General features: G+C 68.7%; 24 protein-coding genes. 14 read left to right on the forward strand and 10 right to left on the reverse strand.

What is annotated here, in order from left to right; all coding sequences use genetic code 11:
* The first annotated feature begins 11 nt into the window (after window positions 1-11).
* Window positions 12-1,043 (forward strand): isopenicillin N synthase family dioxygenase, encoded by a 1,032-nt coding sequence (locus IBL26_RS01770; protein WP_187782720.1) that lies wholly within the window; start codon window positions 12-14, stop codon window positions 1,041-1,043.
* A gap of 31 nt (window positions 1,044-1,074) precedes the next feature.
* Here the strand turns inward: IBL26_RS01770 and IBL26_RS01775 are convergent, their stop codons facing one another.
* A complete protein-coding gene (locus IBL26_RS01775; protein WP_241748874.1) occupies window positions 1,075-1,659 on the reverse strand; it encodes a DedA family protein in 585 nt (194 codons plus the stop codon).
* Between the two features lie 545 nt (window positions 1,660-2,204).
* Between IBL26_RS01775 and IBL26_RS01780 the strand changes: the two genes are divergently transcribed.
* The 7 genes from IBL26_RS01780 (at window position 2,205) to IBL26_RS01810 (ending at window position 9,242) form a co-directional block, all read left to right on the forward strand.
* The gene (locus IBL26_RS01780) at window positions 2,205-3,215 is read left to right on the forward strand and encodes an extracellular solute-binding protein (protein WP_241748876.1); all 1,011 of its coding nucleotides are present in this window, start codon (window positions 2,205-2,207) and stop codon (window positions 3,213-3,215) included.
* Between the two features lie 85 nt (window positions 3,216-3,300).
* Window positions 3,301-4,317, forward strand: coding sequence for an ABC transporter ATP-binding protein (locus IBL26_RS01785; protein WP_367615345.1), 1,017 nt, complete (start codon window positions 3,301-3,303; stop codon window positions 4,315-4,317).
* Entirely contained in the window at window positions 4,314-5,150 is an 837-nt protein-coding gene (locus IBL26_RS01790) for an ABC transporter permease (RefSeq protein WP_187782724.1), read from the forward strand. Before IBL26_RS01785 ends, IBL26_RS01790 begins: the two co-directional genes overlap by 4 nt.
* Window positions 5,147-5,935, forward strand: a complete 789-nt coding sequence (locus tag IBL26_RS01795) for an ABC transporter permease (protein ID WP_187782725.1) — start codon at window positions 5,147-5,149, stop codon at window positions 5,933-5,935. Before IBL26_RS01790 ends, IBL26_RS01795 begins: the two co-directional genes overlap by 4 nt.
* Window positions 5,932-6,600 (forward strand): RraA family protein, encoded by a 669-nt coding sequence (locus tag IBL26_RS01800; protein WP_241748884.1) that lies wholly within the window; start codon window positions 5,932-5,934, stop codon window positions 6,598-6,600. Before IBL26_RS01795 ends, IBL26_RS01800 begins: the two co-directional genes overlap by 4 nt.
* Window positions 6,601-6,726: 126 nt before the next feature.
* Window positions 6,727-8,199: an LTA synthase family protein gene (locus IBL26_RS01805; RefSeq protein WP_187782726.1), complete on the forward strand. Its 1,473-nt coding sequence runs from the start codon at window positions 6,727-6,729 to the stop codon at window positions 8,197-8,199.
* Between the two features lie 41 nt (window positions 8,200-8,240).
* Complete coding sequence (locus IBL26_RS01810) at window positions 8,241-9,242, forward strand: LLM class flavin-dependent oxidoreductase (protein WP_187782727.1); 1,002 nt, start codon at window positions 8,241-8,243, stop codon at window positions 9,240-9,242.
* A gap of 15 nt (window positions 9,243-9,257) precedes the next feature.
* Here the strand turns inward: IBL26_RS01810 and IBL26_RS01815 are convergent, their stop codons facing one another.
* Window positions 9,258-9,473, reverse strand: a complete 216-nt coding sequence (locus tag IBL26_RS01815) for a hypothetical protein (RefSeq protein ID WP_187782728.1) — start codon at window positions 9,471-9,473, stop codon at window positions 9,258-9,260.
* A gap of 188 nt (window positions 9,474-9,661) precedes the next feature.
* On the opposite strand from IBL26_RS01815, the gene IBL26_RS01820 reads away from it, so the two are divergent.
* Both IBL26_RS01820 and IBL26_RS01825 read left to right on the forward strand, forming a co-directional pair.
* Window positions 9,662-10,138, forward strand: coding sequence for a hypothetical protein (locus IBL26_RS01820; RefSeq protein WP_187782729.1), 477 nt, complete (start codon window positions 9,662-9,664; stop codon window positions 10,136-10,138).
* 129 nt (window positions 10,139-10,267) lie between these two features.
* On the forward strand, window positions 10,268-11,104 hold the full coding sequence (locus tag IBL26_RS01825) for an NADPH-dependent oxidoreductase (RefSeq protein ID WP_187782730.1): 837 nt from the start codon (window positions 10,268-10,270) through the stop codon (window positions 11,102-11,104).
* Window positions 11,105-11,161: 57 nt separating this feature from the next.
* Here IBL26_RS01825 and IBL26_RS01830 read toward each other — a convergent pair whose 3' ends face one another.
* Window positions 11,162-12,220: a YihY/virulence factor BrkB family protein gene (locus IBL26_RS01830; protein WP_187782731.1), complete on the reverse strand. Its 1,059-nt coding sequence runs from the start codon at window positions 12,218-12,220 to the stop codon at window positions 11,162-11,164.
* A gap of 80 nt (window positions 12,221-12,300) precedes the next feature.
* A complete protein-coding gene (locus tag IBL26_RS01835) occupies window positions 12,301-13,230 on the reverse strand; it encodes a LysR family transcriptional regulator (protein WP_187782732.1) in 930 nt (309 codons plus the stop codon).
* A 94-nt stretch (window positions 13,231-13,324) separates the two neighbouring features.
* On the opposite strand from IBL26_RS01835, the gene pcaH reads away from it, so the two are divergent.
* Window positions 13,325-14,050: a protocatechuate 3,4-dioxygenase subunit beta gene (gene pcaH / locus IBL26_RS01840; protein WP_187782733.1), complete on the forward strand. Its 726-nt coding sequence runs from the start codon at window positions 13,325-13,327 to the stop codon at window positions 14,048-14,050.
* A 3-nt stretch (window positions 14,051-14,053) separates the two neighbouring features.
* Window positions 14,054-14,635, forward strand: coding sequence for a protocatechuate 3,4-dioxygenase subunit alpha (gene pcaG, locus IBL26_RS01845; protein WP_187782734.1), 582 nt, complete (start codon window positions 14,054-14,056; stop codon window positions 14,633-14,635).
* Window positions 14,636-14,826: 191 nt separating this feature from the next.
* Here pcaG and IBL26_RS01850 read toward each other — a convergent pair whose 3' ends face one another.
* From IBL26_RS01850 to modA, 4 genes are all read right to left on the reverse strand, one after another.
* The gene (locus IBL26_RS01850) at window positions 14,827-15,252 is read right to left on the reverse strand and encodes a winged helix-turn-helix domain-containing protein (protein ID WP_187782735.1); all 426 of its coding nucleotides are present in this window, start codon (window positions 15,250-15,252) and stop codon (window positions 14,827-14,829) included.
* A gap of 137 nt (window positions 15,253-15,389) precedes the next feature.
* Entirely contained in the window at window positions 15,390-16,496 is a 1,107-nt protein-coding gene (modC, locus tag IBL26_RS01855) for a molybdenum ABC transporter ATP-binding protein (protein ID WP_187782736.1), read from the reverse strand.
* Window positions 16,496-17,197, reverse strand: coding sequence for a molybdate ABC transporter permease subunit (gene modB / locus IBL26_RS01860; RefSeq protein WP_187782737.1), 702 nt, complete (start codon window positions 17,195-17,197; stop codon window positions 16,496-16,498). Before modB ends, modC begins: the two co-directional genes overlap by 1 nt.
* A 12-nt stretch (window positions 17,198-17,209) precedes the next feature.
* Complete coding sequence (gene modA / locus IBL26_RS01865; protein ID WP_187782738.1) at window positions 17,210-17,995, reverse strand: molybdate ABC transporter substrate-binding protein; 786 nt, start codon at window positions 17,993-17,995, stop codon at window positions 17,210-17,212.
* Between the two features lie 154 nt (window positions 17,996-18,149).
* Between modA and IBL26_RS01870 the strand changes: the two genes are divergently transcribed.
* Both IBL26_RS01870 and IBL26_RS01875 read left to right on the forward strand, forming a co-directional pair.
* Window positions 18,150-19,055, forward strand: coding sequence for a LysR family transcriptional regulator (locus tag IBL26_RS01870; RefSeq protein ID WP_187782739.1), 906 nt, complete (start codon window positions 18,150-18,152; stop codon window positions 19,053-19,055).
* A 68-nt stretch (window positions 19,056-19,123) separates the two neighbouring features.
* On the forward strand, window positions 19,124-20,404 hold the full coding sequence (locus tag IBL26_RS01875) for an ArgE/DapE family deacylase (protein ID WP_187782740.1): 1,281 nt from the start codon (window positions 19,124-19,126) through the stop codon (window positions 20,402-20,404).
* Window positions 20,405-20,492: 88 nt separating this feature from the next.
* On the opposite strand, the gene IBL26_RS01880 is transcribed toward IBL26_RS01875, so the two are convergent.
* Entirely contained in the window at window positions 20,493-21,800 is a 1,308-nt protein-coding gene (locus IBL26_RS01880) for an HlyD family type I secretion periplasmic adaptor subunit (RefSeq protein WP_187782741.1), read from the reverse strand.
* Complete coding sequence (locus tag IBL26_RS01885) at window positions 21,797-23,551, reverse strand: type I secretion system permease/ATPase (protein ID WP_187782742.1); 1,755 nt, start codon at window positions 23,549-23,551, stop codon at window positions 21,797-21,799. Before IBL26_RS01885 ends, IBL26_RS01880 begins: the two co-directional genes overlap by 4 nt.
* Window positions 23,552-23,582 lie beyond the last annotated feature (31 nt).

Below are 23,582 nucleotides of genomic sequence, written 5' to 3' on the forward strand. Positions count from 1 at the left end.
GGAAACCAACCGTGACTGCTGAACTTTCCCTGCCCCTGCTGGATCTGCGCGAACTGGATGCGGGGCCGGAGCAACGCGCCGCCTTCCTGCTGAAGCTGCGGCAGACGGCCCGCGATGTGGGCTTCTTCTACCTGGCCGGCCACGGCGTGTCGCAGCAGGAGGCCGATGAGGTGCTGGCGACCTCCCGCCAGTTCTTCGCGCTGCCGGAGGCCGACAAGCTGTCCGTGCAGATGATCCACTCGCCGCATTTCCGCGGCTACAACCGCGCCGGGCAGGAGCTGACGCGCGGCAAGGCCGACTGGCGCGAGCAGTTCGACGTGCATGCGGAGCGGGAGGCGCTGCCGCGTGGGCCGGAAAGCCAGCCCTGGTCCCGCCTGCAAGGCCCGAACCAGTGGCCGGAGGCGCTGCCGGCGCTGAAGCCAGCCTTGCTGCACTGGCAGGCCCGTCTGACCGAAGTGGCGCAGCGCCTGGTCCGTGCCTTTGCCGAGGCGCTGGAGCAGCCGGCGGATGCGCTGGACGGTATCGTCGCCGGCACGCCCAACCAGACGATGAAGATCATCCGCTATCCCGGGCAGGAGCAGGCGCGCGACGACCAGGGCGTGGGCGCCCACAAGGATAGCGGCCTGCTGACCTTCGTATTGCAGGACAGCCGCCGGGGTTTGCAGGTGCTGAAGGAGGATGGCACCTGGGTGGACGCATCCCCGGTGCCGGGCACCTTCGTGGTGAATATCGGCGAATTGCTGGAACTGGCTTCCAACGGCTATCTGCGCGCGACGATCCACCGGGTGGTGAGCCCTGGCCCGGGCGAGGAGCGAATTTCCGTCGCGTTCTTCCTGGGGGCGCGGCTGGATGCGGAGGTGCCGTTGCTGGACCTGCCAGAGCATCTGGCGCGCGAGGCGAAGGGCCCGGCCAGCGACCCGCAGAACCCCTTGTTCCGCTCGGTTGGCCAGAACTACCTGAAGGGGCGGCTGCGATCCCACCCCGACGTGGCGGAACGCTGGCACGCGGACCTGCTGCCGGCGAAGCAGGCCGAGACGGTCTGAGACGAAAGAAGGGGCCTCGCGGCCCCTTTTTTTATGGCTCCTCGGTCCGTGCCGGGGAGGGGACCGGAGCAGGGACAGGGGAGGTCGCGGGGGTGGCCGACGGCTTCCGCCAGTTCTGCACCGCCCGGAACCCCAGGTAGAGCACGACCGCGATGCCGATGGAGCCGAGGGCGTAGAGCGTGCCCTTCTCCCCCAGCCAACCGACGATGTACCAGCCTGCCGCCACGAAGGAGCCGGCCCACAGGCCAGCCGCGATGAAGTTGAGGAAAGCGAAGCGGGACCAAGGCATCTTCGCGATGCCGCAGGCTGCGGATGCCACGTTCCGCACGCCATAGACGAAGCGGAAGGTCAGCACGAAGAGCACCCCGTATTTCTCGAGGAACCCCACGGCGGTCGCCATCTTGCGTTCGGCGCCCGGGATCTTGCGCACGGCCTTCGTGCCGTATTTCCGGCCGAGCGTGAACCAGACCTGGTCACCCAGGAAGGAACCGCCCCAGACCGATAACATCAGCCACCAGGGGTTGATTAGATTGGTCGCCCGTCCTGCCGCCGCGGCGAGCAATACGAAAGTCTCACCTTCGAAAAACGCCCAGAGGGCTGCGGCCGCATAGGCCAAGGCCCCCCAGTCCGCCCAAAACTCCGCCACGCGTATTAATCCCCCCAACAAGCGGCAGATGCGGGACGATGCCCGAAACAAGCTATCAGAGGAATAACTCTCTCACGGCGCTGTGAGGATTTTCGTCATTCTCTCCATATTCAGGCAATACGGCCGTGGTGACGGACAGGTTGCCGCTCCCTTACCTGAGGGTGTTTTACCCGGATTTGAAGGGCCAGGCGCGTTATCATGGTGCGGCTACCGGTTCCATTTGATGAAACCTCAATTGGGCCGGGGTACTGAGTTTCGAATCGTATGGCCGAACCGAGTGCTTCTTAGCAATGCACCGCATGATTCTCCATGGCGAGAAGCCTATGTTTCGGGCGGGCATTGCCGAAAACGCGCCGAATCTGAGTAAAAAACTGGCATCTGGCTAATTCTTCCGGTCAGGATCGGATTGATGGCTTGCTCACCTAGCGCAACGCTGTTCAACATATCCCTCGAGTGACGAGATTTGGGGGCTCCGGATGAGCAGATGGATCGGGGCGATGCTTGGCGTCGCCGGCTTGACCGCAACCGCATGGCCGGCGGCCGCCCAGAGTGGTGCCCAGGTCACCCTGATGACCTATTCCGGAATTTTCCAGGAACAATACACCGCCGGGGTCATCGAGCCGTTCCAGGCCGCCTCGGGCCACCGGGTGCAGTACTTCGCCCCCGGCACCAGCGCGCAGATGCTGGGAACGCTCCGCGCCCAGAAGGCGGACCCGCAGGTCGACGTCGTGATCATGGACACCACGACCGCCGCCCTGGCCTGCGCTGAAGGGCTGGTCGAGAAGATCACCCCTGCGGAGATGCCGGTGCTGAACCAGATCGATGCGCAGGCGCGCACCGCGGGCGGCGGGTGCGGCCCCGGCGTCACCTTCGACCACCTGGTGATGATCTACGACACCAAGGCCATCAATCCGGCGCCCACCCGCTTCATGGACATGGCGAATCCGGCGCTGCGCGGTCGCGTCTCCGTCTCCGCGCCGCCGAATATCCAGGGTCTGGTGCTGACGGCCATCCTAGCGCATGCGAATGGCGGCGACTGGCGCAACCTGCGCAACGCCATCCCCGGCTTGAAGGAAATCGCCGCCAACGCGCAGACCTTCGACCCGAAGCCGGACGGTGCGACGATGATCCTGAACGACCAGATCGCCTTCGCAACCGGTTGGAACGCCCGCTCCCAACTGTACAGCCTGCAATCCCAGGGGCGGATCGGCGTGGTGCTGCCGCAGGAAGGCACGGCGTTCCAGATCAACACGATCAACATCGTCGCCGGCAGCCGCAACGCCGCCGCCGCGCGCGCCTTCATGGCGCATGCGCTCTCGGCCGAGGCGCAGAAGGCCTTCACTGAGCGGCTGTTCTACGGCCCCACCAACACCACGGCGCAGATCTCGCCCGAGGCCCGGGCGCGCACGGCGCAGTCCGCAGAATTCAACGCCCGCGTCATCCCGCTGGACTGGGTCGAGATGCAGCGGGTGCGGGAGAACTGGAACCAGCGTTGGCGGCGTGAAGTCATCACGGCGCAGCAGTAAGTCTTCGGAACAGATGTCCCGGTCCTCGCCACATCTACGCCTTGAGCAACTCGTTCGCCACTATGCCGGGGCCGCTGCTCCGGCGGTGGACCGTATTTCCCTCGATCTGCCGCGCGGCGCCCTGCTGGCGCTGCTCGGCCCCTCCGGCTGTGGCAAGACCACGACGCTGCGGATGATCGCTGGGCTGGAGAAGCCGGAATCAGGCCGCATCCTGGTCGGTGGCCGCGATGTGACCGCCCTGCCGCCGCATAAGCGGCACATGGGGGTGGTGTTCCAGTCCTATGCGCTGTTCCCGCACATGACCTCGGTCGGCAACGTTGCCTTCGGCCTGGAAATGCAGGGCGTGGCGCGGGCGGAGCGGGGGCCTCGCGCGCTGGCGGCCCTGGAGCTGGTCGGGCTGTCCGGCTTCGCGCAACGCAAGCCGCGGCAGCTCTCAGGCGGCCAGCAGCAGCGCGTGGCCCTGGCCCGCGCCCTGGCGATCGAGCCTGATCTGCTGTTGCTGGATGAACCGCTCTCCGCCCTGGATGCCAAGCTGCGGGAAGGGGTGCGCGATGAGATCCGCGCCCTGCAACAGCGGCTGGGCACCACCGCCGTCTTTGTCACACATGACCAGACCGAGGCGCTGGCCATGGCCGACCTGGTCGCGGTGATGAATGCCGGCAAGGTCGAGCAACTGGCCGCGCCGGAAGAGATTTTCGAACGGCCTGCGACGCGCTTCGTCGCGACCTTCGTCGGCCGCGCGGCGCGGATTCAGGGGCGGCTGGAAGCCGGCGGCGTGCTGCGGACGGAAGGTGGGGCCGCGCTGCGGACCCATTCCAGCCTGGCGGCCGGGCCGGTCGAGGCTTTCCTGCGCCCGCACCGCGTCCGCCTGCTGGCCCCGGGCGAGGCTGCGCCGACCGGCATGGCCAATGTGTTGGACGCCACCCTGGCCCGGCGTGTCTACACCGGCGAGATCGTTGCCCTGGAAGCCAACACCCCGGCGGGCGTCATCACCGCCGAGCTGCATGCCGGGACCGATGGCCTGTGGCGGGAGCTGCAGCCGGGCAGCCCGATGCGGCTGGCCTTCCGCGATACCGACCTGCTGGTGTTTCCGGCGCCATGATCGGCTGGCTGCTGGCCTTGCCCGCCCTGGGCGTGATGGGCCTCGCTTTCCTCTGGCCGCTGGCGATGCTGTTCCGCATCAGTCTGAACCGCACCACCGAGACCGGCGCCATGGAAGTGGCGGTCACGGGCGAGAGCTACACGCGGCTGCTGGGCGATGAATTCACCTGGGAATTGATCGGCAACACTCTCGGCCTGTCCGGCACCTCGGCCGCCATCGCGGTGGCCATGGCGCTCCCGGTGGCGCTGATGATCCGCGCCGCCAGCCCGCGCTGGCGCGGCCTGTTGGCGTTGCTGGCCATCGCGCCGCTCCTGGTCTCCGGCACTGCGCGGCTGGTGGGCTGGATGGCCATCCTGGGCGACCAGGGCATGATCAACGTGGTGTTGCGCTGGGTTGGGCTGACCGATGCGCCAATCCGCATGATCAACAACTGGACCGGGGTACGCGTCGGGCTGATGGAAAGCCTGATGCCCTATGCCGTGCTGGTGCTGCTGGCGGGCCTCGGCCGGCTGGACAGCCGGCTGGAGGAAGCGGCCGCGACGCTGGGCGCCAACCGCTTCCGCACCTTCATCCGCGTCACCCTTCCGTTGGCGGCGCCCGCCTTGCTGGCGGCCTGGCTGCTGACCCTAGTGCTGGGCATTTCCGCCTTCATCACCCCGCGGCTGATGGGTGGCGGGCGTGTGTTCGTGCTGGCGACCGAGATCTACAACCTGGCGCTGGAGAGCGTCGACTGGCCGGCCGCCGCCGCGATGGCGATGCTGCTGCTGGGCGGGCTGATCCTATTGATGCTGCTGCGTGGCTGCGTCGGCTGGCTGCAGGGGAAGCGCGCATGAAGCCTACCCTGGCGCTCCGCCTGCTGGCCTGCGTGGGCTATTTGGTGCTGCTCTCCCCGGCCGCGCTGGTGCTGCTGATCAGCTTCAGCGCCGGGGACTTCCTGACCTTTCCGCCGCCTGGCTTCTCTACCCGCTGGTATGTCGCGCTGGCCGGGAATTCGGTGTTGATGTCGGCGCTGGGCACCAGCGCCATCCTGGCCGCCGTGGTGGCCGTGGTGGCACTGCTGGTGGGCGGACCGGCGGCCTATGCCATAGCCCGGCTGGAGTTTCCCGGCCGTGGCGTCCTGGCGGCGCTGCTGACCGCGCCGCTGTTGCTGCCGACTCTCGTGCTGGGTCTGGCGCTGCTGCTGGTGTTGCAGCCGCTGGGGCTGGCGGCGACGTGGCCGGGGCTGGTGCTGGGGCATTGCCTGGTGGCGATTCCCTTCGCCGTGCGGATCATGACCACCGCCTTCGCCGGCGTACCGAAGGAGCTGGAGGCCGCGGCCTGGACCCTGGGCGCCACGCCGTTCCAGGCCGCGCTGCGCATCACCTTGCCGAATGCGGCGCCCGGTGCCATCGCTGCGGGTGTGCTGACCTTCCTGGTCAGCTTCGATGAAACGGTGATCAGCCTTTTCCTCGTCGGGCCGCGCCTGACGACGCTGCCGGTGGAGATGTTCCGTTATGCGGAGCACACCACCGACCCCCTCATCGCCGCCCTGGCGATGACCTTGATTGCTTTCGCCGCCCTGATGGTCCTGCTCGTCGAGCGGCTGATGGGCTTCTCCAACGCCATGGGACGTGAATGATGCCAAAATACATCGTTGAAGCGATGCCGAACCAGATCAGCGCCGAGGTGATCGAGCTGATGGAGAAGGCCGAGACCGCGACCGTCGGCCACTGGCGCCACTGGGGCTTCATGGATCGCTCGATCCAGGGCCTGCTGCGCCGGCGCGTTGCCGGTACCGCCGTGACCATCCAGATCCCCGGCCCTGACTCGACGCTGCTGCACCACGCGCTCGGCCTGCTGCGCCCGGGCGATATCCTGATCGTGGACCGCCTGGGCGATGACCGCCATGCCTGCTGGGGCGGCGGCGTGACCGTGGCGGCGAAGGCCGCCGGCGCGAAGGCCGGCGTCGTCGGCGGCCCCTGCACGGATATCGAGGAGATCGAGGCCTCCGACTTCCCCATGTGGTGCAAGGGCATGGCGCCCATCACCACCCGCATCTACGACCTGGGCGGCCGCATGAACGTGCCGGTCTCCGTCGGCGGCGTGGTGGTGATGCCGGGCGACGCGGTGCTGTGCGACGATTGCGGCGTGCTGGTGCTGCCGCCGGGCGAGGCTGAGGAAGAGGCGCGCAAGGCCATCGCGACCCAGGCGCGCGGCCTGGAAGGGCAGGCGGCCGTCGCCAAGGGCGCCAAGCTCGGCGAGCGTTCCGGCGCTTCCGCCAAGGTGCTGGCCGGCCTGGGCTGATCCAGGCTTCGGCCTGCCCGGTGCCGCGAGGCCCGGGCAGGCTGCTGGTCATGAGCATCGCGGCGGCGACCCGGCGGGCCAGCTGGGCTACTCTGCCGCGATGACTTGCGGATATTCGCCCTGATCATGCTGCTGCCTTACCTGCCCGCGTTGCTATTGCCGCTGCTGGCCTGGGCGGCGGGGCGGGCTGTCTCCCGTGCCTATGGCATGCAGGGGCTATGGCTGGACCTCATTCCCGTCGTCGCCTGCGCCGCCATCCTGCTGGGGTTGACCGGGCTGCCGGTGCTGGCCGGGGTGCTGGCGGCCATGCCGCTGGCGGGGCTGGTGCTCGCGGACGCCACGAAGCGGGCGGTGCTCGACGAGCCCGTGGTTTTCAGTGACGCGGCGATGCTGCCTTTGGTGGTGCGCCACCCTTCGCTCTATCTGCCATTCGCCGGAACGCATTGGGTGGTCGGCGGCCTGGTGGCCGGGCTGGCGGTACTGGCTGCACTTTGGGTCTGGGAGCCTCGGCCCCCGCTGACTGGCGCGGTGAGAGCAGGTCTGGTGGCCGGCGGCTTGCTGCTGATCTTCGGGCCGTTGCGGGCGCCACCTGCTGCCCTGCGCCGTGCCCTGGCCCGCGCGCCCGCTGCCGACACCGCCCGCTTCGGCCTGTTGGCCAGCCTGGCGCTGTACCGGGCCGCGGCGCGGGCGGAACGGCCCGGGCGGCAGGCTGCCTTCCCCGCATATCCGCCCGCCTTCGCGCCGGCGGGGGGGGGGCCTGCGCCCCATCTCATCCTCATCCAGGCCGAATCCTTCTGGGACCCGCGCGGCACGCTGGCGGACCTGCCGGCGAACCCGCTGCCGCATTGGGACCGGCTGAAGGCACAGTCACTGGCCCAGGGGCGCCTGGAGGTAGCGGGCTTCGGCGCCAACACCATGCGGGCGGAATGCGCAGCGCTGACGGGCATCGGCGCCGACGGGCTGGGGCTGGACCGGTTCAATCCATATTTCCGCTTCGTCGTGCCGGGGCTGCGGTCGCTGGCAACGACGCTGAGGGCGGCGGGATACCGTGCCCTGGCGCTGCATCCCTTCGATCCTCGCTTCTTCGGCCGGCATCGGGTGATGCCCGCACTGGGCTTCCAGCGCTTCGATAGCGAAACCGCTTTCGACGGTGCGGCCAAGGCAGGGGCGCATGTGGCAGATAGCGCCGTGGCCCAGCGCATCCTGGCGGCGCTGGCGGAAGCGGACGGACCCGCCTTCGTCTTCGCCATCACCATGCAGGCGCATGGGCCGTGGCCCGGGGCGGACCCGCAAGGGCAATGGCTGGCCCATCTGCGCGATGCCGATGCGATGCTCGGCCTGCTGTCCGGCGCGGCGGGGCAACTCGACCGACCATTGGTACTGTGCGTCTATGGCGACCACCAGCCAGCCCTGCCGGGGGCGCTGCAGTGGCAGGACCGGCGCACCGACTGGCTGATCTGGCGCAGCGACCGGCGGGGGGATGGGGTGGCGCGGGACATCCTGGCGGAGGGGGTGTTTGCCGCGGTGAGCGAGGCGCTTACCGGCCAATTGGCCCCGCACCCTGGCAAGGCCGGCCTCCAGGACACATCTGAAGGGTAACGCGGCTGACGGCCGCACCCACTTCAAGAGTATTCCTTCCGATGATTCCCTTTTCGGTTTTGGACCTCGCGCCGGTACCCGCCGGGGCTGACGTGTCCCAGGCATTCCGCAACAGCCTCTCCCTGGCGCAGCATGCGGAGGCGCTGGGCTACCATCGCTTCTGGCTGGCCGAGCACCACAACATGCCGGGCATCGCCAGCGCGGCGACGGCGGTGGTGATCGGCCATGTCGCGGCCGGGACCAAGAGCATCCGCGTCGGCTCCGGCGGCATCATGCTGCCCAACCACGCGCCGCTGATGGTGGCGGAGCAGTTCGGCACGCTGGAAGCGTTGTTCCCCGGTCGCATCGACCTCGGCCTGGGCCGGGCGCCGGGCACGGACCAGCGCACCGCGCGCGCCCTGCGGCGCAACCTGGATGCCAACGGTGACAGCTTCCCGCAGGATGTCGTGGAGTTGCAGGGCTGGTTCCAGCCGGCGGCGCCTGGGCAGGCGGTGCGGGCGGTGCCGGGTGCCGGGCTCGCGGTGCCGATCTGGCTGCTGGGCTCCAGCCTGTTCAGCGCACAGCTGGCGGGCATGCTGAGCCTGCCCTTCGCCTTCGCGTCGCATTTCGCGCCGGACATGCTGATGCAGGCACTGGCCACCTACCGCGAGCATTTCCGCCCTTCGGACCAGTTGCAGAAGCCCTATGCCATGGTGGCGGCCAACGTCATCGCGGCGGAATCCGAGGAGGAGGCGAAGCGGCTGTTCACTTCCTTGCAACAGCAATTCGTCAATCTGCGCCGGGGCACCCCGGGCCTGCTGCCGCCGCCGATCGAGCGGATCGAGAGCTACGCCTCGGGCCCGGAGCTGGCGAATGTTCACCGCGCCCTGGCCCGGTCGTATATCGGGACGCCGGAGACGGTGCGGGCCGGGCTGGAAGGCTTCCTGCGGGAGACCGGGGCGGATGAGCTGCTGGTGACCGCGCAGATCCACGACCACAAGGCCCGCCTGCGGTCCTTCGAGCTGGTCGCCGGGCTGCGGGAGCAGTTGGCCCTGGCGGCCTGAGTCGTTGGCGGTGCCTCACCCGGTGGGTGAGGCACGCAACGCGAGAGTGTGGGTGGCCAGTGCGTCTTCTGGGCCTTCCGGCGGAAGGCCGTTACTGTCCCACAGTCGCTCCGCGATCCGGCGGATGGCGCCGGGGTCCAGAGGGGTGGGCAAGGCGCGTTCCTGGACCATGCGATGCGCGGCCATGAGCGCGACCAGGCTGGTGGTTCCGATGGATCGATGGTGTTGCATGCCTGGGTTTCCGTGCTGACCAGACCAGTTAAATGAGAATGAGACGAATTCTCAACTGAGAAAAGAGTGATCCCGATATCTGGGGATTCGGTGGGACCTGGGGATAAGAGCTTCGACGGATGCGATGGGCGGTGGGTAAGCCGGCCGAAGGGCATGAAGCGGCCGGGGCCACATGATAGCCATGGGGCATGCCGATACGCCCCGAGATGCGCCGCCTCTACCCTGCCGACTGGACTTCCATCAGCCACGCCGTGCGCTTCGGCCGGGCCGGGGGGCAGTGCGAGTATTGCGGCAAGCCGCATGGCGCCCGCATCGTCCAACTGCGGGACGGCCGCTGGACTGCGGGGGATGGCGAGTGGCGGGACCGTAGCGGCAAGCCGGCCAAGGCGCCGGACATGCTGGCCTATGGCGAGGCCAGGGCCTGGCGCCGCCCTGTGGTGCTGGCCTGCTGCCACGTGCGGCACGACCCGCGTAAGAGCGAGCCGGGTGACCTGGTGGCCGCCTGTGGCGCCTGCCACCTGCGGCTGGACCGGGAATGGCACCGGCGGCAGCGCTGGGTGAACTGGCGGTCCCGCTACGCTATCGGTGACCTGCTGGAGGGGCTTTACGAAACGCTCCGCCTGCCGTCTCCTCTGCCAGTGCGCCGCAGCATGGGCGCGGCCTGATTCTGCCCTGGAGCAGATCGCCATCAGGTGGAATCACTCGATGGCGTGACGATGCCCATCAAACAACAAGCTAGAGTATTTGAAGTGAGCCTGCGCGAACGGAAAATGCTCTAACCCGGAGACTGTCGGATGCCTCAGCCGGATACTGCGTTTCTTGACCTGCTGGGGGCCCGCTACGGCGGCGCGGTGCCGGCCGCGGCGGAGGCACCGATGAACGCGGTGCTGCAGAACCTGCTGAGCCACCGCTCCGTGCGAGCCTTCCGGCCCGATGCATTGCCGGATGGCGTCTTGGAGACGCTGATCGCCGCCGCGCAATCGGCGCCCACATCGTCCAACATGCAGAGCTGGAGCGTGGTGGCCATCCGGGACCCGGAGCGGAAGGTGCGGCTGGCCGAGCTGGCCGCGCGGCAGGGCTTCATCCGGCAGGCACCGCTATTCCTGGCATTCCTCGCCGACACGTCACGGCTCGATCGGCTGGGGCAGCGGGAGGGGCAGACGCTGGAAGGGCTGCAATACCTGGAGTCTTTCCTGGTTGCTGCGGTGGATGCCGCGCTGGCCGCGCAGAATGTCGTGGTGGCGGCGGAATCCCTTGGTCTGGGCAGCGTCTATGTCGGCGCCTTGCGCAACCGGCCGGAGGAAGTGGCGGCCGAGCTGGGCCTGCCGCCGGGGGTGATGGCGGTGTTCGGCCTGGCAGTCGGCGTGCCGGATGAGCAGGTGCCGACAGCGATCAAGCCGCGCTTGCCGCAGTCGCTGGTGCTGCACCACGAACGCTATGAAGTGATTGATGAGGCCGCACAGGTGACGGCCTATGACGGCGCCCTAGCCGCGTTCTCGGAACGCCAGGGTATGGGCGCGGGGAATGGCTGGGTCCGCCGGATGCTGACGCGTGTGGCTTCGGGTGCATCGCTGAGTGGGCGTGACAGGATGCAGGGCATCCTGCACCGGTTGGGCTTTCCACTACGCTGACGCGGCCAGACCGCTGATACAGGTCTTTGTCACCTGTGCCAGCGGTCTGTTGACGCCTTAGTTCTCGGCCACCTTGTCCGCCATGACGGCGCCGCGCTGGCCAAGACGGCGCTCCGGCCCGGTGGTGGTGTCTCGCGCCGTCTGGTGTTCCATCTCGGCGTTCAGCTCAGCCCCGACCAGTACGACGATCGAGGAGAGCCAGATCCAGGTCATGAAGCCGATGACGGCGCCGAGCGAGCCGTAGGTGGCGTCGTAGTTCCCGAAATTCGCCACGTACCAGGTGAAGCCGGCGGAGGCGAGCAGCCAGGTCACGGCCGCGAAGACACCGCCATAGGTGACCCAGCGCCAGCGTGCGAGTTCCCGGCTCGGGCCATAGCGATAGAGCACGGCCAGGAGCAACGTCATGGCGACCAGCATGATCGGCCACCGGGCAAGGGAGAGCACTGTCTCCACGCCCTCGCCAAGCCAGATGAATTTCAGCACCACCGGCAACACGACGATGGCGCCCATGGCGATCAGCACGAACACCAGCGCGCCGAGCGTCATGCCGAGCGAGAGAACCGTGCGGAAGACGAAGCTGCGCTTCTCCGTCTCTTCATAAACCACGTTGAGGGCGTCCAGCATCGCCTTGGTGCCTTGGTTGGCGCTCCACAGCGCCACCAGCAGGCCGACGATGGCGCCGAACCCGAGTGCCTGCTGCGGGCTGGCCAGCAGCCGGTCCAGCTGGTCGCTGATGATGGACATGCCGCCCTGCGGCAGCACACCCTGCAAGTCGCCCAGATGCTGGGCGATGGTTTGCCTATCCGCGAACAGGCCGAAGAGGGAGACCATGGCGGTCATGGCCGGGAACAGGGACAGGAGCGCGTAGAAGGTGATGCCGGCCGCTTCCGTCATCACCCGATCTTCGTTGCTTTCCATGGCCACGCGCTTGGTGATGGACCACCAACCCTTGCGGGGGATTTCCGCCGGCTTGCTGGCATCCTGCCCATAACCGGGCTCCTGTGCGGGCGCGGCGGCGGTAGGCGAGGGATCGGCTGGTCTCTCCGCCGCGGGTGCGCCGGTCACGCGGTCCAGCCGTGCACGGAGGTCGTCTTCGATCCGGGGGGCCTGACGCATGCTGACGCTCCTCTTTCGGCCAGCCGGGACGGGCACATCTCCGGCGTTGCCTGATGGAAACGCTCCGTCGCGGCCCTGGGTTACAATGCGTCGCCCACGGTCTCCTGCAACGCATCCTGCGCCGCCGCCAGCAACTGCGCGCGCAGCCAGATATGGCGGCCGTCCTGCTGGTCCCGCCGGTGCCACGCCATGTAGAGCGGCAGGTCGACGGAGATGTCCGCCAGTGGCACCTGGCAGCAGGCCAGGCCTTGCAGGGCCGAGCGCCGCAGCAGGCCTGGCAGCGTCGCCAGCATGTCGCTGCCGCGCAAGAAAGCGGTGACGCCGCTGAAGCCGGCGACGCGGATGGCGATGTCCCGCGCGATGCCCCGGGATTCCAGCCGCCGGTCGAAATCTAGCGCATCGCCCTCCGCATGCGCCACGGTGATGTGGCGGGCGGCGAGGTATGCGGCTTGGCCCTGGGGCGGCGGGCGGATGGCGGGGTCGTAGAAGCAGGCATAACAGTCGGTCAGCAGGCGCTTCTGCAGGATATCCGTCCCGGATGGGGGGATGGGCGTGATCAGTAGGTCGCAGCCCTGTTCCCGCAGCAGCGCGGCGGAGGGCGAGCCGGACGGCACCACGCGCAGGCTGAAGGAGGCCACTTCGGCCTGCACCCTGGCGAAGAAAGCCGGCAGCAGCAGGTCCCGCTGGAAATCATTGGCGGCGATGGTCAGGCTCATGCGCGCCCGGGCCGGGTCGAAATAGTGCGGACGGGCCAGGCCGAGCAGAATGTCCAGCAACCCCTGCACCTGTGGGGCGAGGTCCCGCGCATGCTGGGTCGGCACGATGCCGCGGCCGGATTTGACGAAAAGCGGGTCGCCCAGCAAGTCGCGCAGCCGGTTCAGCCCATGGCTGGCGGCGGACTGGCTGATGCCCAGTCGTTCCGCCGCCACGGTGACGGAGCCTTCTTCCAGCACGGCCAGGAACAGGCGCAGGGCATGCCCATCTAACGCCAATGCATCGACTTCATTCATGGATTTCATGCCAAAGCAGCGATGTATGCATGTTATGCCATGCGGCATGCTGCTGCACAGCGGGGCCTGCAAATCCCCCGCAGGAGGAAACATCATGGCCCCCTTGGGCGACATCATCCGGCGGGATCGGCTTGCCCACCCCCAGGCCTTCACCCCGGCCTACAAGACGAGCGTGCTGCGCAGCCCGCGCCGCGCCCTGGTATCGGTGGAGCCGGGGCCCGGCGAGAATACCGGGCCGATCTTCAAGGCCAATATCCTCGCGCCCCTGGATAACGACCTGATCCGCAACTACGCCAAGGATGGCGAGGCGGTGGGCGAGCGGATCATCGTGCATGGCAAGGTGCTGGACGAGACCGGGCGGCCGGTGCGCAACACCCTGCTGGAAGTCTGGCAAGCCAATGCGGGCGGCCGCTACCGCCACCACAATGACAGCTACCTCGCCGCGCTGGACCCGAATTTCGGCGGCGCCGGGCGGTGCATGACGGATGATGACGGCAATTACTTCTTCCGCACCATCCGCCCCGGCCCTTACCCGTGGCGCAACAACGGCAGCGACTGGAGGCCGGCGCACATCCATTTCTCGCTGTTTGGCGATGCTTTCGTGCAGCGCCTGGTCAGCCAGCTGTATTTCGAGGGCGACCCGCTGATCCATCTCTGCCCGATCCTCGGCACGTTGCCGGACGATGCGGCGCGGCAGCGGCTGGTGGCGAAGCTGGACATGGGCAACTCGGTGCCATTCGACGCCCTGGCCTATCGCTTCGACATCGTGCTGCGCGGCCGCCGCCAGACCTTCTTCGAGACGCAGCCGGAAGGGCTCTGAACCATGCCCATCGAGTACCTGAAGGAAACGCCCTCCCAGACCGGTGGGCCGTACGTGCATATCGGGCTGCTGCCGGCCGCCGCCGGGCTGGCGACGCGGACACAGGAGCAGCAGCATATCCTGACCGGCGCCGGCGAGCGGATTCGCCTGACCGGCATCGTCATGGATGGCTCCGGCCACCCGGTGCGGGATGCGCTGCTAGAGATCTGGCAGGCGGATGCCGAGGGCCGGCACAATGCAGGCGGCTTCCTGGGCTGGGGCCGCGGCGCGGCCGACCCCGTCACGGGCGAGTGGATGTTTGAGACCATCCGCCCCGGCCAGGTGCCCTGGCGCGATGGCCGGCCGCAGGCACCGCATGTCAGCCTGTTGATCTTCGCCCGTGGCATCAACATCCACCTGCACACCCGTCTCTATCTGCCGGATGACGCGGCGGCGCTGGAAGCCGACCCGGTGCTGCGCAGCATCGAGCAGGTGGGCCGCCGCGCGACGCTGGTGGCCGAGCGGACGGATGCGGCGGACGTGCCGACCTATCGCCTCGTCATTCAGCTGCAGGGCGAGGACGAGACGGTGTTTTTCGACATGTGACGGGGAGGGTGCGATGGGGTCGGTTGTGCCGCCTCATCGTACCCGCAGGCGGCCGATACCCGCCGCACCTTTGGAGTTCCGCGCTGCGGGCCGGTTCAACACGCATTAACGGCTGGCTTGGGATCACAGCGCCAAAGCCGGTTGAGCCTGGACGGGCGCCCCTGCTTGATCCGGCCTCTAGCGTTCGCCCTTTAGGCCCCGGGTGTCCCGACGGACGGGTCCGCTTCTACCGTCGCGCCCTGCAGCCGGCAGCGCGCCAGTTCGGCCAGGGGCGCGGCGGCGATCTGGCGGGCCTCGGCCTCAATGCGGCGGTAGTGGACGATGATGGCCTCGCCTGTCGGGGTCAGCCGGGCACCGCCGCCGCCGGCACCGCCGGCCACGGCTTCCACCACCGGCGTGCCCATGCCGCGATTGAGGTCCTCCACCAGCTCCCACGCCCGGCGGTAGGACATCTTCAGCGCACGCCCGGCGCCAGAGATGGAGCCAGTGCGGCCGATCGCTTCCAGCAGCACCACCTTGCCGGGACCGATGCGCAAACCGCCGCCGAGATCCAGCCGCAGGCTGAGCGAAGGGGGCGTCGTGGTGGCTTCCGGGGCGGAGCTTCGGGCACGGGGCATGGCGCAGGCAATCACGCGGTCGCCATGGACGCAACCGCCCATCGCCGCGGTGCGCGGCGGGACACCGCACGCGGCCGTCGGCGCCATTCGGCGAGATGGATCACGCGCCGGAAAAGGATCGGTTGCCGTTCTCCACGCTAGGTGGACGGGCCACCGGTCGGGGTGAAAGCCACCGACTTCACCAGGGCCCAGACCGCCGCGCCCGGCCGCAGCCCCAACCTGGCGACGGCATCGCGGGTGATGCGAGAAAGCAGCAGAACTTCCCCCACCCGCAGATGCAGCATCGCCTCATGCGGCTGTCCGTGTTCCACACGCTCGACCAACGCGGGCAGGACGTTCTGGACCGAGATGTCCTGCGGCCGCGTGGTGGCGACCGAGACATCCCGGGCCCGCACGCGCACCCGTACCCGCGTGCCGGGCGGTGACGGGTCGAGCGGCACGATCAGCGTGCCGCCGGCGAAATGCAGCTGGCTGAGGCCGCGCTCGGTATCATGGGCCTGTACCGTGCACGCCAGGACGGCGCCGATATCCCGCCGCGCGGCCAGGAGCGGCAGGTCGGTGCGTGCCGCCAGGGCTTCGACGGGACCGTGGGCCAGGATGCGGCCGGCCTCCATCAGCACCAGAGTGTCCGCCAGGCGGTCCACTTCGTCGAGCGCGTGGGTGACGTAGAGCACCGGGATGCTCAGCCGTTCCCGCAGGCGGGAGAGGAAGGGCAGTACCTCGGATTTCCGGGCGGCGTCGAGCGCCGCCAGGGGCTCATCCATCAGCAGCAGGTCGGGGCGGGAGAGCAGGGCGCGGCCGAGGGCGACGCGCTGCTTCTCACCGCCGGAGAGGGCGGCCGGGCGCCGGCCGAGGAGATGGCCGATGCCGAGGAGGGCGATGACCTCCTCCATACCCGGGCCTTCAACAGGGCCGCCCTTGGGAACGGACGGCGCGCGGCGCAGCCCGTAGCGCAGATTGGTCTCGACCGAGAGATGCGGGAACAGCCGGGAGTCCTGGAAGACGACGCCGCAGCGGCGGCGTTCCGGCGGCAGCATGCGGCCTGAGGCACTGTCGAACAGCGCCTGGCCGTTCAGGACGACGCGGCCGGCCTCCGGCCGCAGCAGCCCGGCGACGGCGGCGAGGATGGTGGACTTGCCGCAGCCGGATGGCCCGAACAGGGCGGTGACGCCAGAGGCCGGGGCGGTGAAGGCGGCATCCAGGGTGAAGCCGGGAAAGCGATGTTGCAGGGTGACGTCCAGCATCAGCGCGGCGCCCGCCCCAGCAGCACCTGCATCCGCCGCCCGACCAGTTCCGCCAGCAACAGGCCGGCGATCGCCATGGTGAAGGACACGGCGGCGAGCTTGGCGGCCGTCGCTTCCCCGCCCGGCGTCTGGGTCGCGCTGTAGATGGCCAATGGCAGGGTCTGCGTCTGTCCCGGGATGTTGGAGGCGAAGGTGATGACGGCGCCGAACTCGCCCAGCCCGGCAGCGAAGGCGGTGATGGCGCCGGAGAGGATGCCGGGCGCGATCAGCGGCAGGGTGATGGTGACGAAGCGGTCGAGCGGCCCGGCGCCCAGGGTGCGGGCGGCTTCCTCCAGCCCCGGGTCCACCGCATCCAGGCTGAGCCGCACGGCGCGCACGATCAGCGGGAAGGACATGACCGCGGTGGCCAGAGCGGCGCCGCCCGTGGTGAAGACCAGCCGGATGCCGAACCAGTCATGCAGCCAGGCGCCCACTGGCCCACGGATGCCGAACGTGACTAACAGCAGCCAGCCGACCACCACCGGGGGCATGACCAGCGGTAGGTGCACGAAGGCATCCAGCAACGTATTGCCGGGAAAGCGGCAGCGGGCCAGTAGCCACGCCGCCAGCACCGCCGGCGGCAGGCCGAACAGGACGGAGCGCAGGGCGACGGACAGGCTCAGCTGGATCGCCTGCCATTCCTCCGGGCTGAACCAATCCATCGCCACGCGGGATCAGGGCGTCCGCAGGGCGAAGCCGAAGCGGCGATAGGTCTCCGCCGCGGCCGGGCTGGTGATGAAGGCAAAGAAGGCGCGCGCTTCCGTGTTCTCCGCCGCTCGCCGGGTCAGGGCAAAGGGATAGGTGACAGGCGGATGGCTTTCCGCCGGGAAGGTGGCGACCACCCGCACGCCGGAGGAGGCGGCGGCATCCGTGGCGTAGACGATGCCGAGCGGTGCTTCCCCACGCTCGACCAGCAGCAGGGCGGAGCGGACATTGTCGGCCCGGGCCAGGCGGGGGGAGAGCGCGTCCCACTGGCCCATCCAGCCCAGCGCCGCCTGCGCATATTTGCCGACCGGCACATGCGCCGGGTCCCCGGTCGCGATGCGGCCGTCCGGGCCGAGCAGCGCCGCCAAGTCCGTCTGCCGGTCCAGCGTGACCGGGCGCGCGGGGGCGTTAGCGGGGGCGATCAGCACCAGGCTGTTGGCCAGCGGGCTGACCCGGGTGGTGTCCTGGATGAGTTGCCGTTGCTGGACATAGTCCATCCATGGCTCGTCGGCCGAGGCGAAGATGTCGGCGGGCGCGCCCTGCTCCATCTGCCGGGCGAGGGCGGAGGAGGCGGCAAAGGAGAAGCGCGGCATCGGGTGGCCCTGGCTGCGCCATTGTTCGCCCAGCGCCTTCATGGCGTCGGTCAGGCTGGCGGCGGCGAAGATGGTGGGGCCATCGCTGCCCTGGGCGTGCAGCGGCGCGGCACCGAGCATCAGGCAAGCCGCCAGCGCTGCGAAGAAGGGACGACGAAGCATAGCGGGTCTCCGGGCGCTGTTCCCAATCGGCTATATCGGTGTTCCTGGCCGGGCACAATGCCGGCGGCGGCCGGGCGCGGGGTGGCGCCGGGCGGGTGCCCGGATATGATCGGGCCGCCCGCAAGGATATGGCGGAGAGACGAGAGAGCCCCGCATGCTGCCCAGATTGCCGCCTCTTGTCGCGTTGCGCGCCTTCCATGCCCTGGCGGTGACCGGCAGCGTCCGCGCGGCGGGCGAGGCGCTCGGGGTGAGCCACACGGTCGTCTCCCGCCATGTGCGGAATTTGGAGCAGGCGCTGGGGGTGAAGCTGGTCAGTCCCGCCGGGCGCGGACTGCTGCTGACGGCCGAAGGCGCACGCTTCCAGGCCCGCATCGCGCCGCACCTGGCCGGGCTGGCGGAGGCGGCGTCCGACCTCTGGCGTCGGGGGCGGCGGTTGACCATCCGCTGCGTGCCGGGCTTCGCCAATGTCCGTGTGCTGCCACGCCTGCCGGATTTGCAGCGCCTGCTGCCGGAGCGGGAGGTGGTGCTGGAACCGCGCCTGTCCCGCTCCCGCCCCGTCGGCGTCGAGGTCGATGTCGAGGTGGTGTATCTGGAGCACCTGAATGTCGTGCCACCCCTGCGGGCGGAGCGGCTGGCGGTGCCGCGCGTGTTCCCGGTGATGACGCCGGAGTTGCGGGACCGCCAGCCCATCCGGCAGGTGGACGACCTGCTGCGCCTGCCGATGCTGCATGATGAGTCCATGGATCTCTGGCGCGCCTGGCTGCGGGCCATGCGGTCCCAGCTTCAGCCGCACGGGTCCTGCCTGGGTACGGCGCAACTGGCCATCGATGCCGCCAGGCTGGGCCAGGGCGTCGCCTTGGCGAACGAGTTGCTGGTGGAGGATGACCTCCGCGCCGGCCGGTTGGTCGAGGCGATTCCGTCCGAGGTGCGACCCAAGAGCTATCACTTCCTGGCGGATGCGGGCCATTGGGCGGATGCCGACGTGACCGTCATCCGCGACTGGTTCCATGCCATGTGTCAGCCAGATGGTGCGTTTTTTGCACCAATGGATGGCAAATAGCTGATTGTGCCGGGCGCCAGTCGGCCGATCATCCCGGCTATCGCTCGACGCAGGGAAGGCCGAATCGCATGATCGACGCAGCAACCGCCACACGCATCGCCGAGGCGGTGGACCAGAAGTTCGACGAGCAGATCGAGACCACGATCCGCTTCTCCGCCATCCCCAGCACACGGGGTGCCGAAGGGCCGACGCAGGACATGATGGCGGACCTGCTGCGCGCCCGCGGCTATTCCGTCGATGACTGGGCCCTGAAGGTCGAGGATATCCAGTCCCTGCCGGATTTCGGGCCGATCGAGCATGACTTTTCCCAGGCGCGCACCGTGGTCGGCACGCTGCGGCCGGAGCAGGAGACCGGCCGCTCGCTGATTCTGCAGGGGCACTGCGACGTGGTGCCGGCGGGGCCGCTGGATATGTGGAACACGCCGCCCTTCAATCCGGTGATCCAGGATGGTTGGATGTATGGGCGCGGCGCCGGGGACATGAAGTCCGGCACGATCGCCGCCCTTTACGCGGTGGATGCGCTGCATGCGGCGGGGCTGAAGCTGAAGGGGCGGCTGCACTTCCAGTCGGTCATCGAGGAGGAGAGCACCGGGGCCGGCGCGCTTTCCACCCTGCAGCGTGGGTACCGCGCTGATTGCGCGCTGCTACCGGAACCCACGGCAGGCAGCATCACCGATATCTGCGTCGGCGTGATCTGGTTCCGCCTGCGGGTGCGGGGCGAGCCGGCGCATGTGGCCTATGCCAGCGAGGGCTCCAACGCCATCAAGGCGGCCTACCGGTTGATCCAGGGCCTGGAAGGGCTGGAAGCGGAGTGGAACCGCCGGGCAGAAAGCCATCCGCGCTACGGCAAGATGAACCACCCGCTGAACTTCAACCCCGGCATCATCCGGGGCGGTGACTGGGCCTCCTCGGTCCCGGCCTGGTGCGACCTCGATTGTCGCATCGGCATCCTGCCGGGCTGGGATGTCGATGCCTGCCGGCAGGAGATTACCGACTGCGTGAAGGCCGCGGCGGCGAAGGACCCGTTCATGGCCAACAGCCCGCCGGAAGTGGTGTGGTCTGGCTACCTCTCGCACGGCTATGAGCTGAAGGATGCCGATGAGTCGGTGTCAGTGCTCCGCGAGGCACATGCCGCGATCACCGGCGGCGAGCTGGTCAGCCGGGCCGGGACAGGGCTGAACGATGCCCGCTTCTACAGCCTGTATTACGACATCCCCGCTTTCTGCTACGGCCCGAAGGCCGAGAAGATCCACGGCTTCAACGAACGGGTGGAGATTCAGTCCATTCGCGACACCACCAAGGCCATCGCCCTGTTCGTGGCCAATTGGTGCGGCGTCGAGCCCGCCTGAGGCGAATTGCGGGCGCTCTCTGCATGGAGAGCGCCCGTTTCTGACTGCTTGCTTGCGGGATTCACGCCGCCAGTCGGGGCACGGCGCTTTAGTCTTCCCGGAACGCACGGGAGACTTCATCCCAGAGCGGCCGGGTGAGGTAGGACAGCACGGTGCGGGAGCTGGTCTGCGCAAAGGTCTCCACCGGCATGCCCGGCAGCAGGCTGACCGACAGGCGTTGCAACTCGCCTTCCGCGAAGCTGATCCGCACCGGGTAGTATTGCAGGCCGGTGCGCTCGTCCGTCACCAGGTCGGCGGCGATCAGGCGCACCTTGCCGCGCAGTTCCGGCGTCGTCCGCTGGTTGAAGGCGGAGAGGCGCAGCATCGTCTCCTGCCCCGGCAGCAACTGATCGATATCCTGCGGCTGCACCTTGACCTCGACGGACAGTTCATCGGCTTCCGGAATGATCAGCATGATCGCTTCCCCGGCGGCGATGACGCCACCCACGGTGTGCACGCGGGACTGGTGCACGACGCCATCCTGCGGCGCACGGATCTCGATCCGGTCCAGCTGATCCTGCGCGGCGATGCGGCGCTCGACCAGTTCGGAAATCTTGGCCTGCACCTCGCGCAGCTCGTTGGCGACTTCGCTGCGGAGATCCTGGTCGATCTGCAGGATCTGCAATTCGGTTTCGCTGATTCGCCCGCGGGCCTGGGCGATGCCGGAGATCAGCTGGCCACGCTCGCCACGCAGCCGCGTCTCCTCCCGCCGCAGCGCCATGACGCGGGTGATGGGCACCAGGTTCTGGCGCCAGAGCTGCTCCACGCCGCGCAACTCGTTGCCGATGAGCGCGGTTTCGTCGGCCTTGGCATCGGCTTGCAGGCTGAGGCCGTCGATCTGCTCGCGCAGCTGCACGACGCGCTCCCGCAGCTGGGCGCGCTGGCCGTTGCGGGAGATCAGGCGATGCTCGAACAGCCGCCTTTCGCCGTGCAGCAGCTCCATGACGCCGGCTTCGGCGGCGCGTGCGGCCAACTCGGGCGGCATCGCCATCTCCGGCTGCCCGTCGCGTTCCGCCAGCAGGCGGGACTGGCGGGCGGCCAGTTCGTCGAGGTTCTTGGACACCATGGAGAGGCTGGCGCGGGTGACGGTCTGGTCCAGGCGGATGACAACGTCGCCACTACGGACCCGGTCACCCTCCCGCGCCAGGATCTCACCCACCACGCCTCCGGTGGGGTGCTGGACCTTCTTGGCGTTGCTCTGCACCACCACGGTGCCTTGCGCGACGACGGCGCCGGCAAGTTCCGTGGTGTAGGCCCAGCCGCCGACGCCGCCGATCAGGGCGAGCGTCGCCAGCAGCGCGATGCGCGTGTGCCGGCGGATGGAACGGCGGGCGAGAGAGGTGGATTGCAGGATCATGACGCGGCTCCTCGGCCTTCGGCCGGTCTCATGATGGGCGCGGCCGGGGCGCTGGGCAGGCCGGACGCGGGCACCGGACGCAGGGTCTTGTTGAAGACCTCATCCTTCGGCCCGAAGGCCTGGACGCGCCCGTCACCGACGATCATCACCAGGTCGACGCCCGCCAGTGCGCTGGGCCGGTGGGCGATGATGACAACGATGCCGCCGCGTGCGCGGACGTTCTCGACCGCGCGGGTCAGGGCCTGCTCGCCACGAGCGTCGAGGTTGGAATTCGGCTCGTCCAGCACCACCAGGAATGGGTCGCCGTACAGGGCGCGGGCCAGGGCGATGCGCTGGCGCTGGCCGCCGGAAAGCGCCGCACCGCCTTCGCCGATCTGTGTCTCGTAGCCTTCCGGCAATTGCAGGATCAGGTCGTGGACGTCGGCGGCCATGGCGGCGGCGATAATGGCCTGGGGCGTGGCTTCATCGTCGAAGCGCGCGATGTTCTGGGCGACGCTGCCGCCGAACAGCTCCACATCCTGCGGCAGGTAGCCAAGATGCGTACCGAGATGCTCGGACTGCCATTGTTCCAGCGCCGCGCCATCCAGCCGCACCTTGCCGCGCCAGGCCGGCCAGACGCCGACGAGCAGGCGCGCCAGGGACGACTTGCCGGACGCGCTGGGACCGATGATGCCGAGCCCGCTGCCTGCCTGCAGCTGGAAAGAGACTTCCTGGATGGTCGGGCGCTGCGTGCCAGGGGCGCCGGTGCTGGCCTGCTCCACCGTCAGCATCGCCTTCGGCGCGGGCAGTTGCAGCGGAGGCTCCTGCTGGCCGCTGGCTTCCATCAAGGTGTTGAGGCGCTTCCAACCCTGCCTGGCCGTGGCGAAGCCCTTCCAGTTGGCGATGGCCAACTCGACTGGCGCCAGGGCGCGCGAGGTCAGGATGGAAGAGGCGATCATGATGCCGCCGCTGGCTTCGCCCTTGATGGTGAGGTAGGCGCCGACGGCGAGCACGATGGATTGCAGCAGGAGGCGCAGGACTTTCGAGGTGGCGCCGAAGCCGCCCGAGACGTCCGAGGTGCGCTGCTGGAGGGAAAGGTAGCGGGCATTCGCATCGCCCCAGCGCCGACCGATGCGCCGGCCCATGCCGAGTGCCTTCACGACCTCGGCGTTGCGGCGCGCGGATTCGGCGATGCCGTTGCGCTGGACCGCGGCGCCGACGGCTTCGCGCGTCGAGCTGCGGGTAAGAACTTCGGTCAGCAAGGTGAACACGATCAGCAGCGCGGCGCCAGCGCAGGCGACGATGCCGATCAGCGGATGGAAGGCGAAGCAGATGATGAGGTAGAGCGGCATCCACGGCAGGTCGAACAACGCCGTGGGGCCGCTGCCGGCCAGGAAGGCCCGCAACTGATCGAGGTCCCGCAACGGTTGTTGCCCGATGTCCTTGCCGGCGGTGAACGGCGCCTTGAGCAGCGCCTGCAACACCGGCTGGCTGAGATCCTCGTCCAGCGCCGCGCCGGCGCGGGACAGGATGCGTGTGCGCAGGATGTCGAACAGGCCCTGGAAGGCATAGAGCACCACCAGGATGACGGACAGGCCGATCAGTGTCGGCACCGATCGGCTGGGCACGACCCTGTCATAGACCTCCAGCATGAACACCGAGCCGGACAGGTACAGGATGTTGATCAAGCCGCTGAGAACCGCCACGCCCAGCAGGGCGCCACGACAGGAAGCGAAGACGCTGGGCCGGCGGGTGGGAAGTAAGCTGGACATCGGAGTGCCTCGGTGAGATTTCGCCGGCGTG

Origin of the sequence: Teichococcus aerophilus (genome assembly GCF_014490485.1) — a bacterium.
GTDB lineage: Bacteria > Pseudomonadota > Alphaproteobacteria > Acetobacterales > Acetobacteraceae > Pseudoroseomonas > Pseudoroseomonas aerophila.

What these genes read in the sequence shown, in the direction of transcription:
- IBL26_RS01790 (WP_187782724.1), top strand. Translation starts at nt 4,314, where the DNA reads ATGATCGGCTGGCTGCTGGCCTTGCCCGCCCTGGGCGTGATGGGCCTC.
- IBL26_RS01795 (WP_187782725.1), top strand. Translation starts at nt 5,147, where the DNA reads ATGAAGCCTACCCTGGCGCTCCGCCTGCTGGCCTGCGTGGGCTATTTG.
- IBL26_RS01800 (WP_241748884.1), top strand. Translation starts at nt 5,932, where the DNA reads ATGATGCCAAAATACATCGTTGAAGCGATGCCGAACCAGATCAGCGCC.
- IBL26_RS01805 (WP_187782726.1), top strand. Translation starts at nt 6,727, where the DNA reads ATGCTGCTGCCTTACCTGCCCGCGTTGCTATTGCCGCTGCTGGCCTGG.
- IBL26_RS01810 (WP_187782727.1), top strand. Translation starts at nt 8,241, where the DNA reads ATGATTCCCTTTTCGGTTTTGGACCTCGCGCCGGTACCCGCCGGGGCT.
- IBL26_RS01815 (WP_187782728.1), bottom strand. Translation starts at nt 9,473, where the DNA reads ATGCAACACCATCGATCCATCGGAACCACCAGCCTGGTCGCGCTCATG.
- IBL26_RS01820 (WP_187782729.1), top strand. Translation starts at nt 9,662, where the DNA reads ATGCCGATACGCCCCGAGATGCGCCGCCTCTACCCTGCCGACTGGACT.
- IBL26_RS01825 (WP_187782730.1), top strand. Translation starts at nt 10,268, where the DNA reads ATGCCTCAGCCGGATACTGCGTTTCTTGACCTGCTGGGGGCCCGCTAC.
- IBL26_RS01830 (WP_187782731.1), bottom strand. Translation starts at nt 12,220, where the DNA reads ATGCGTCAGGCCCCCCGGATCGAAGACGACCTCCGTGCACGGCTGGAC.
- IBL26_RS01835 (WP_187782732.1), bottom strand. Translation starts at nt 13,230, where the DNA reads ATGAATGAAGTCGATGCATTGGCGTTAGATGGGCATGCCCTGCGCCTG.
- pcaH (WP_187782733.1), top strand. Translation starts at nt 13,325, where the DNA reads ATGGCCCCCTTGGGCGACATCATCCGGCGGGATCGGCTTGCCCACCCC.
- pcaG (WP_187782734.1), top strand. Translation starts at nt 14,054, where the DNA reads ATGCCCATCGAGTACCTGAAGGAAACGCCCTCCCAGACCGGTGGGCCG.
- IBL26_RS01850 (WP_187782735.1), bottom strand. Translation starts at nt 15,252, where the DNA reads ATGCCCCGTGCCCGAAGCTCCGCCCCGGAAGCCACCACGACGCCCCCT.
- modC (WP_187782736.1), bottom strand. Translation starts at nt 16,496, where the DNA reads ATGCTGGACGTCACCCTGCAACATCGCTTTCCCGGCTTCACCCTGGAT.
- modB (WP_187782737.1), bottom strand. Translation starts at nt 17,197, where the DNA reads ATGGATTGGTTCAGCCCGGAGGAATGGCAGGCGATCCAGCTGAGCCTG.
- modA (WP_187782738.1), bottom strand. Translation starts at nt 17,995, where the DNA reads ATGCTTCGTCGTCCCTTCTTCGCAGCGCTGGCGGCTTGCCTGATGCTC.
- IBL26_RS01870 (WP_187782739.1), top strand. Translation starts at nt 18,150, where the DNA reads ATGCTGCCCAGATTGCCGCCTCTTGTCGCGTTGCGCGCCTTCCATGCC.
- IBL26_RS01875 (WP_187782740.1), top strand. Translation starts at nt 19,124, where the DNA reads ATGATCGACGCAGCAACCGCCACACGCATCGCCGAGGCGGTGGACCAG.
- IBL26_RS01880 (WP_187782741.1), bottom strand. Translation starts at nt 21,800, where the DNA reads ATGATCCTGCAATCCACCTCTCTCGCCCGCCGTTCCATCCGCCGGCAC.
- IBL26_RS01885 (WP_187782742.1), bottom strand. Translation starts at nt 23,551, where the DNA reads ATGTCCAGCTTACTTCCCACCCGCCGGCCCAGCGTCTTCGCTTCCTGT.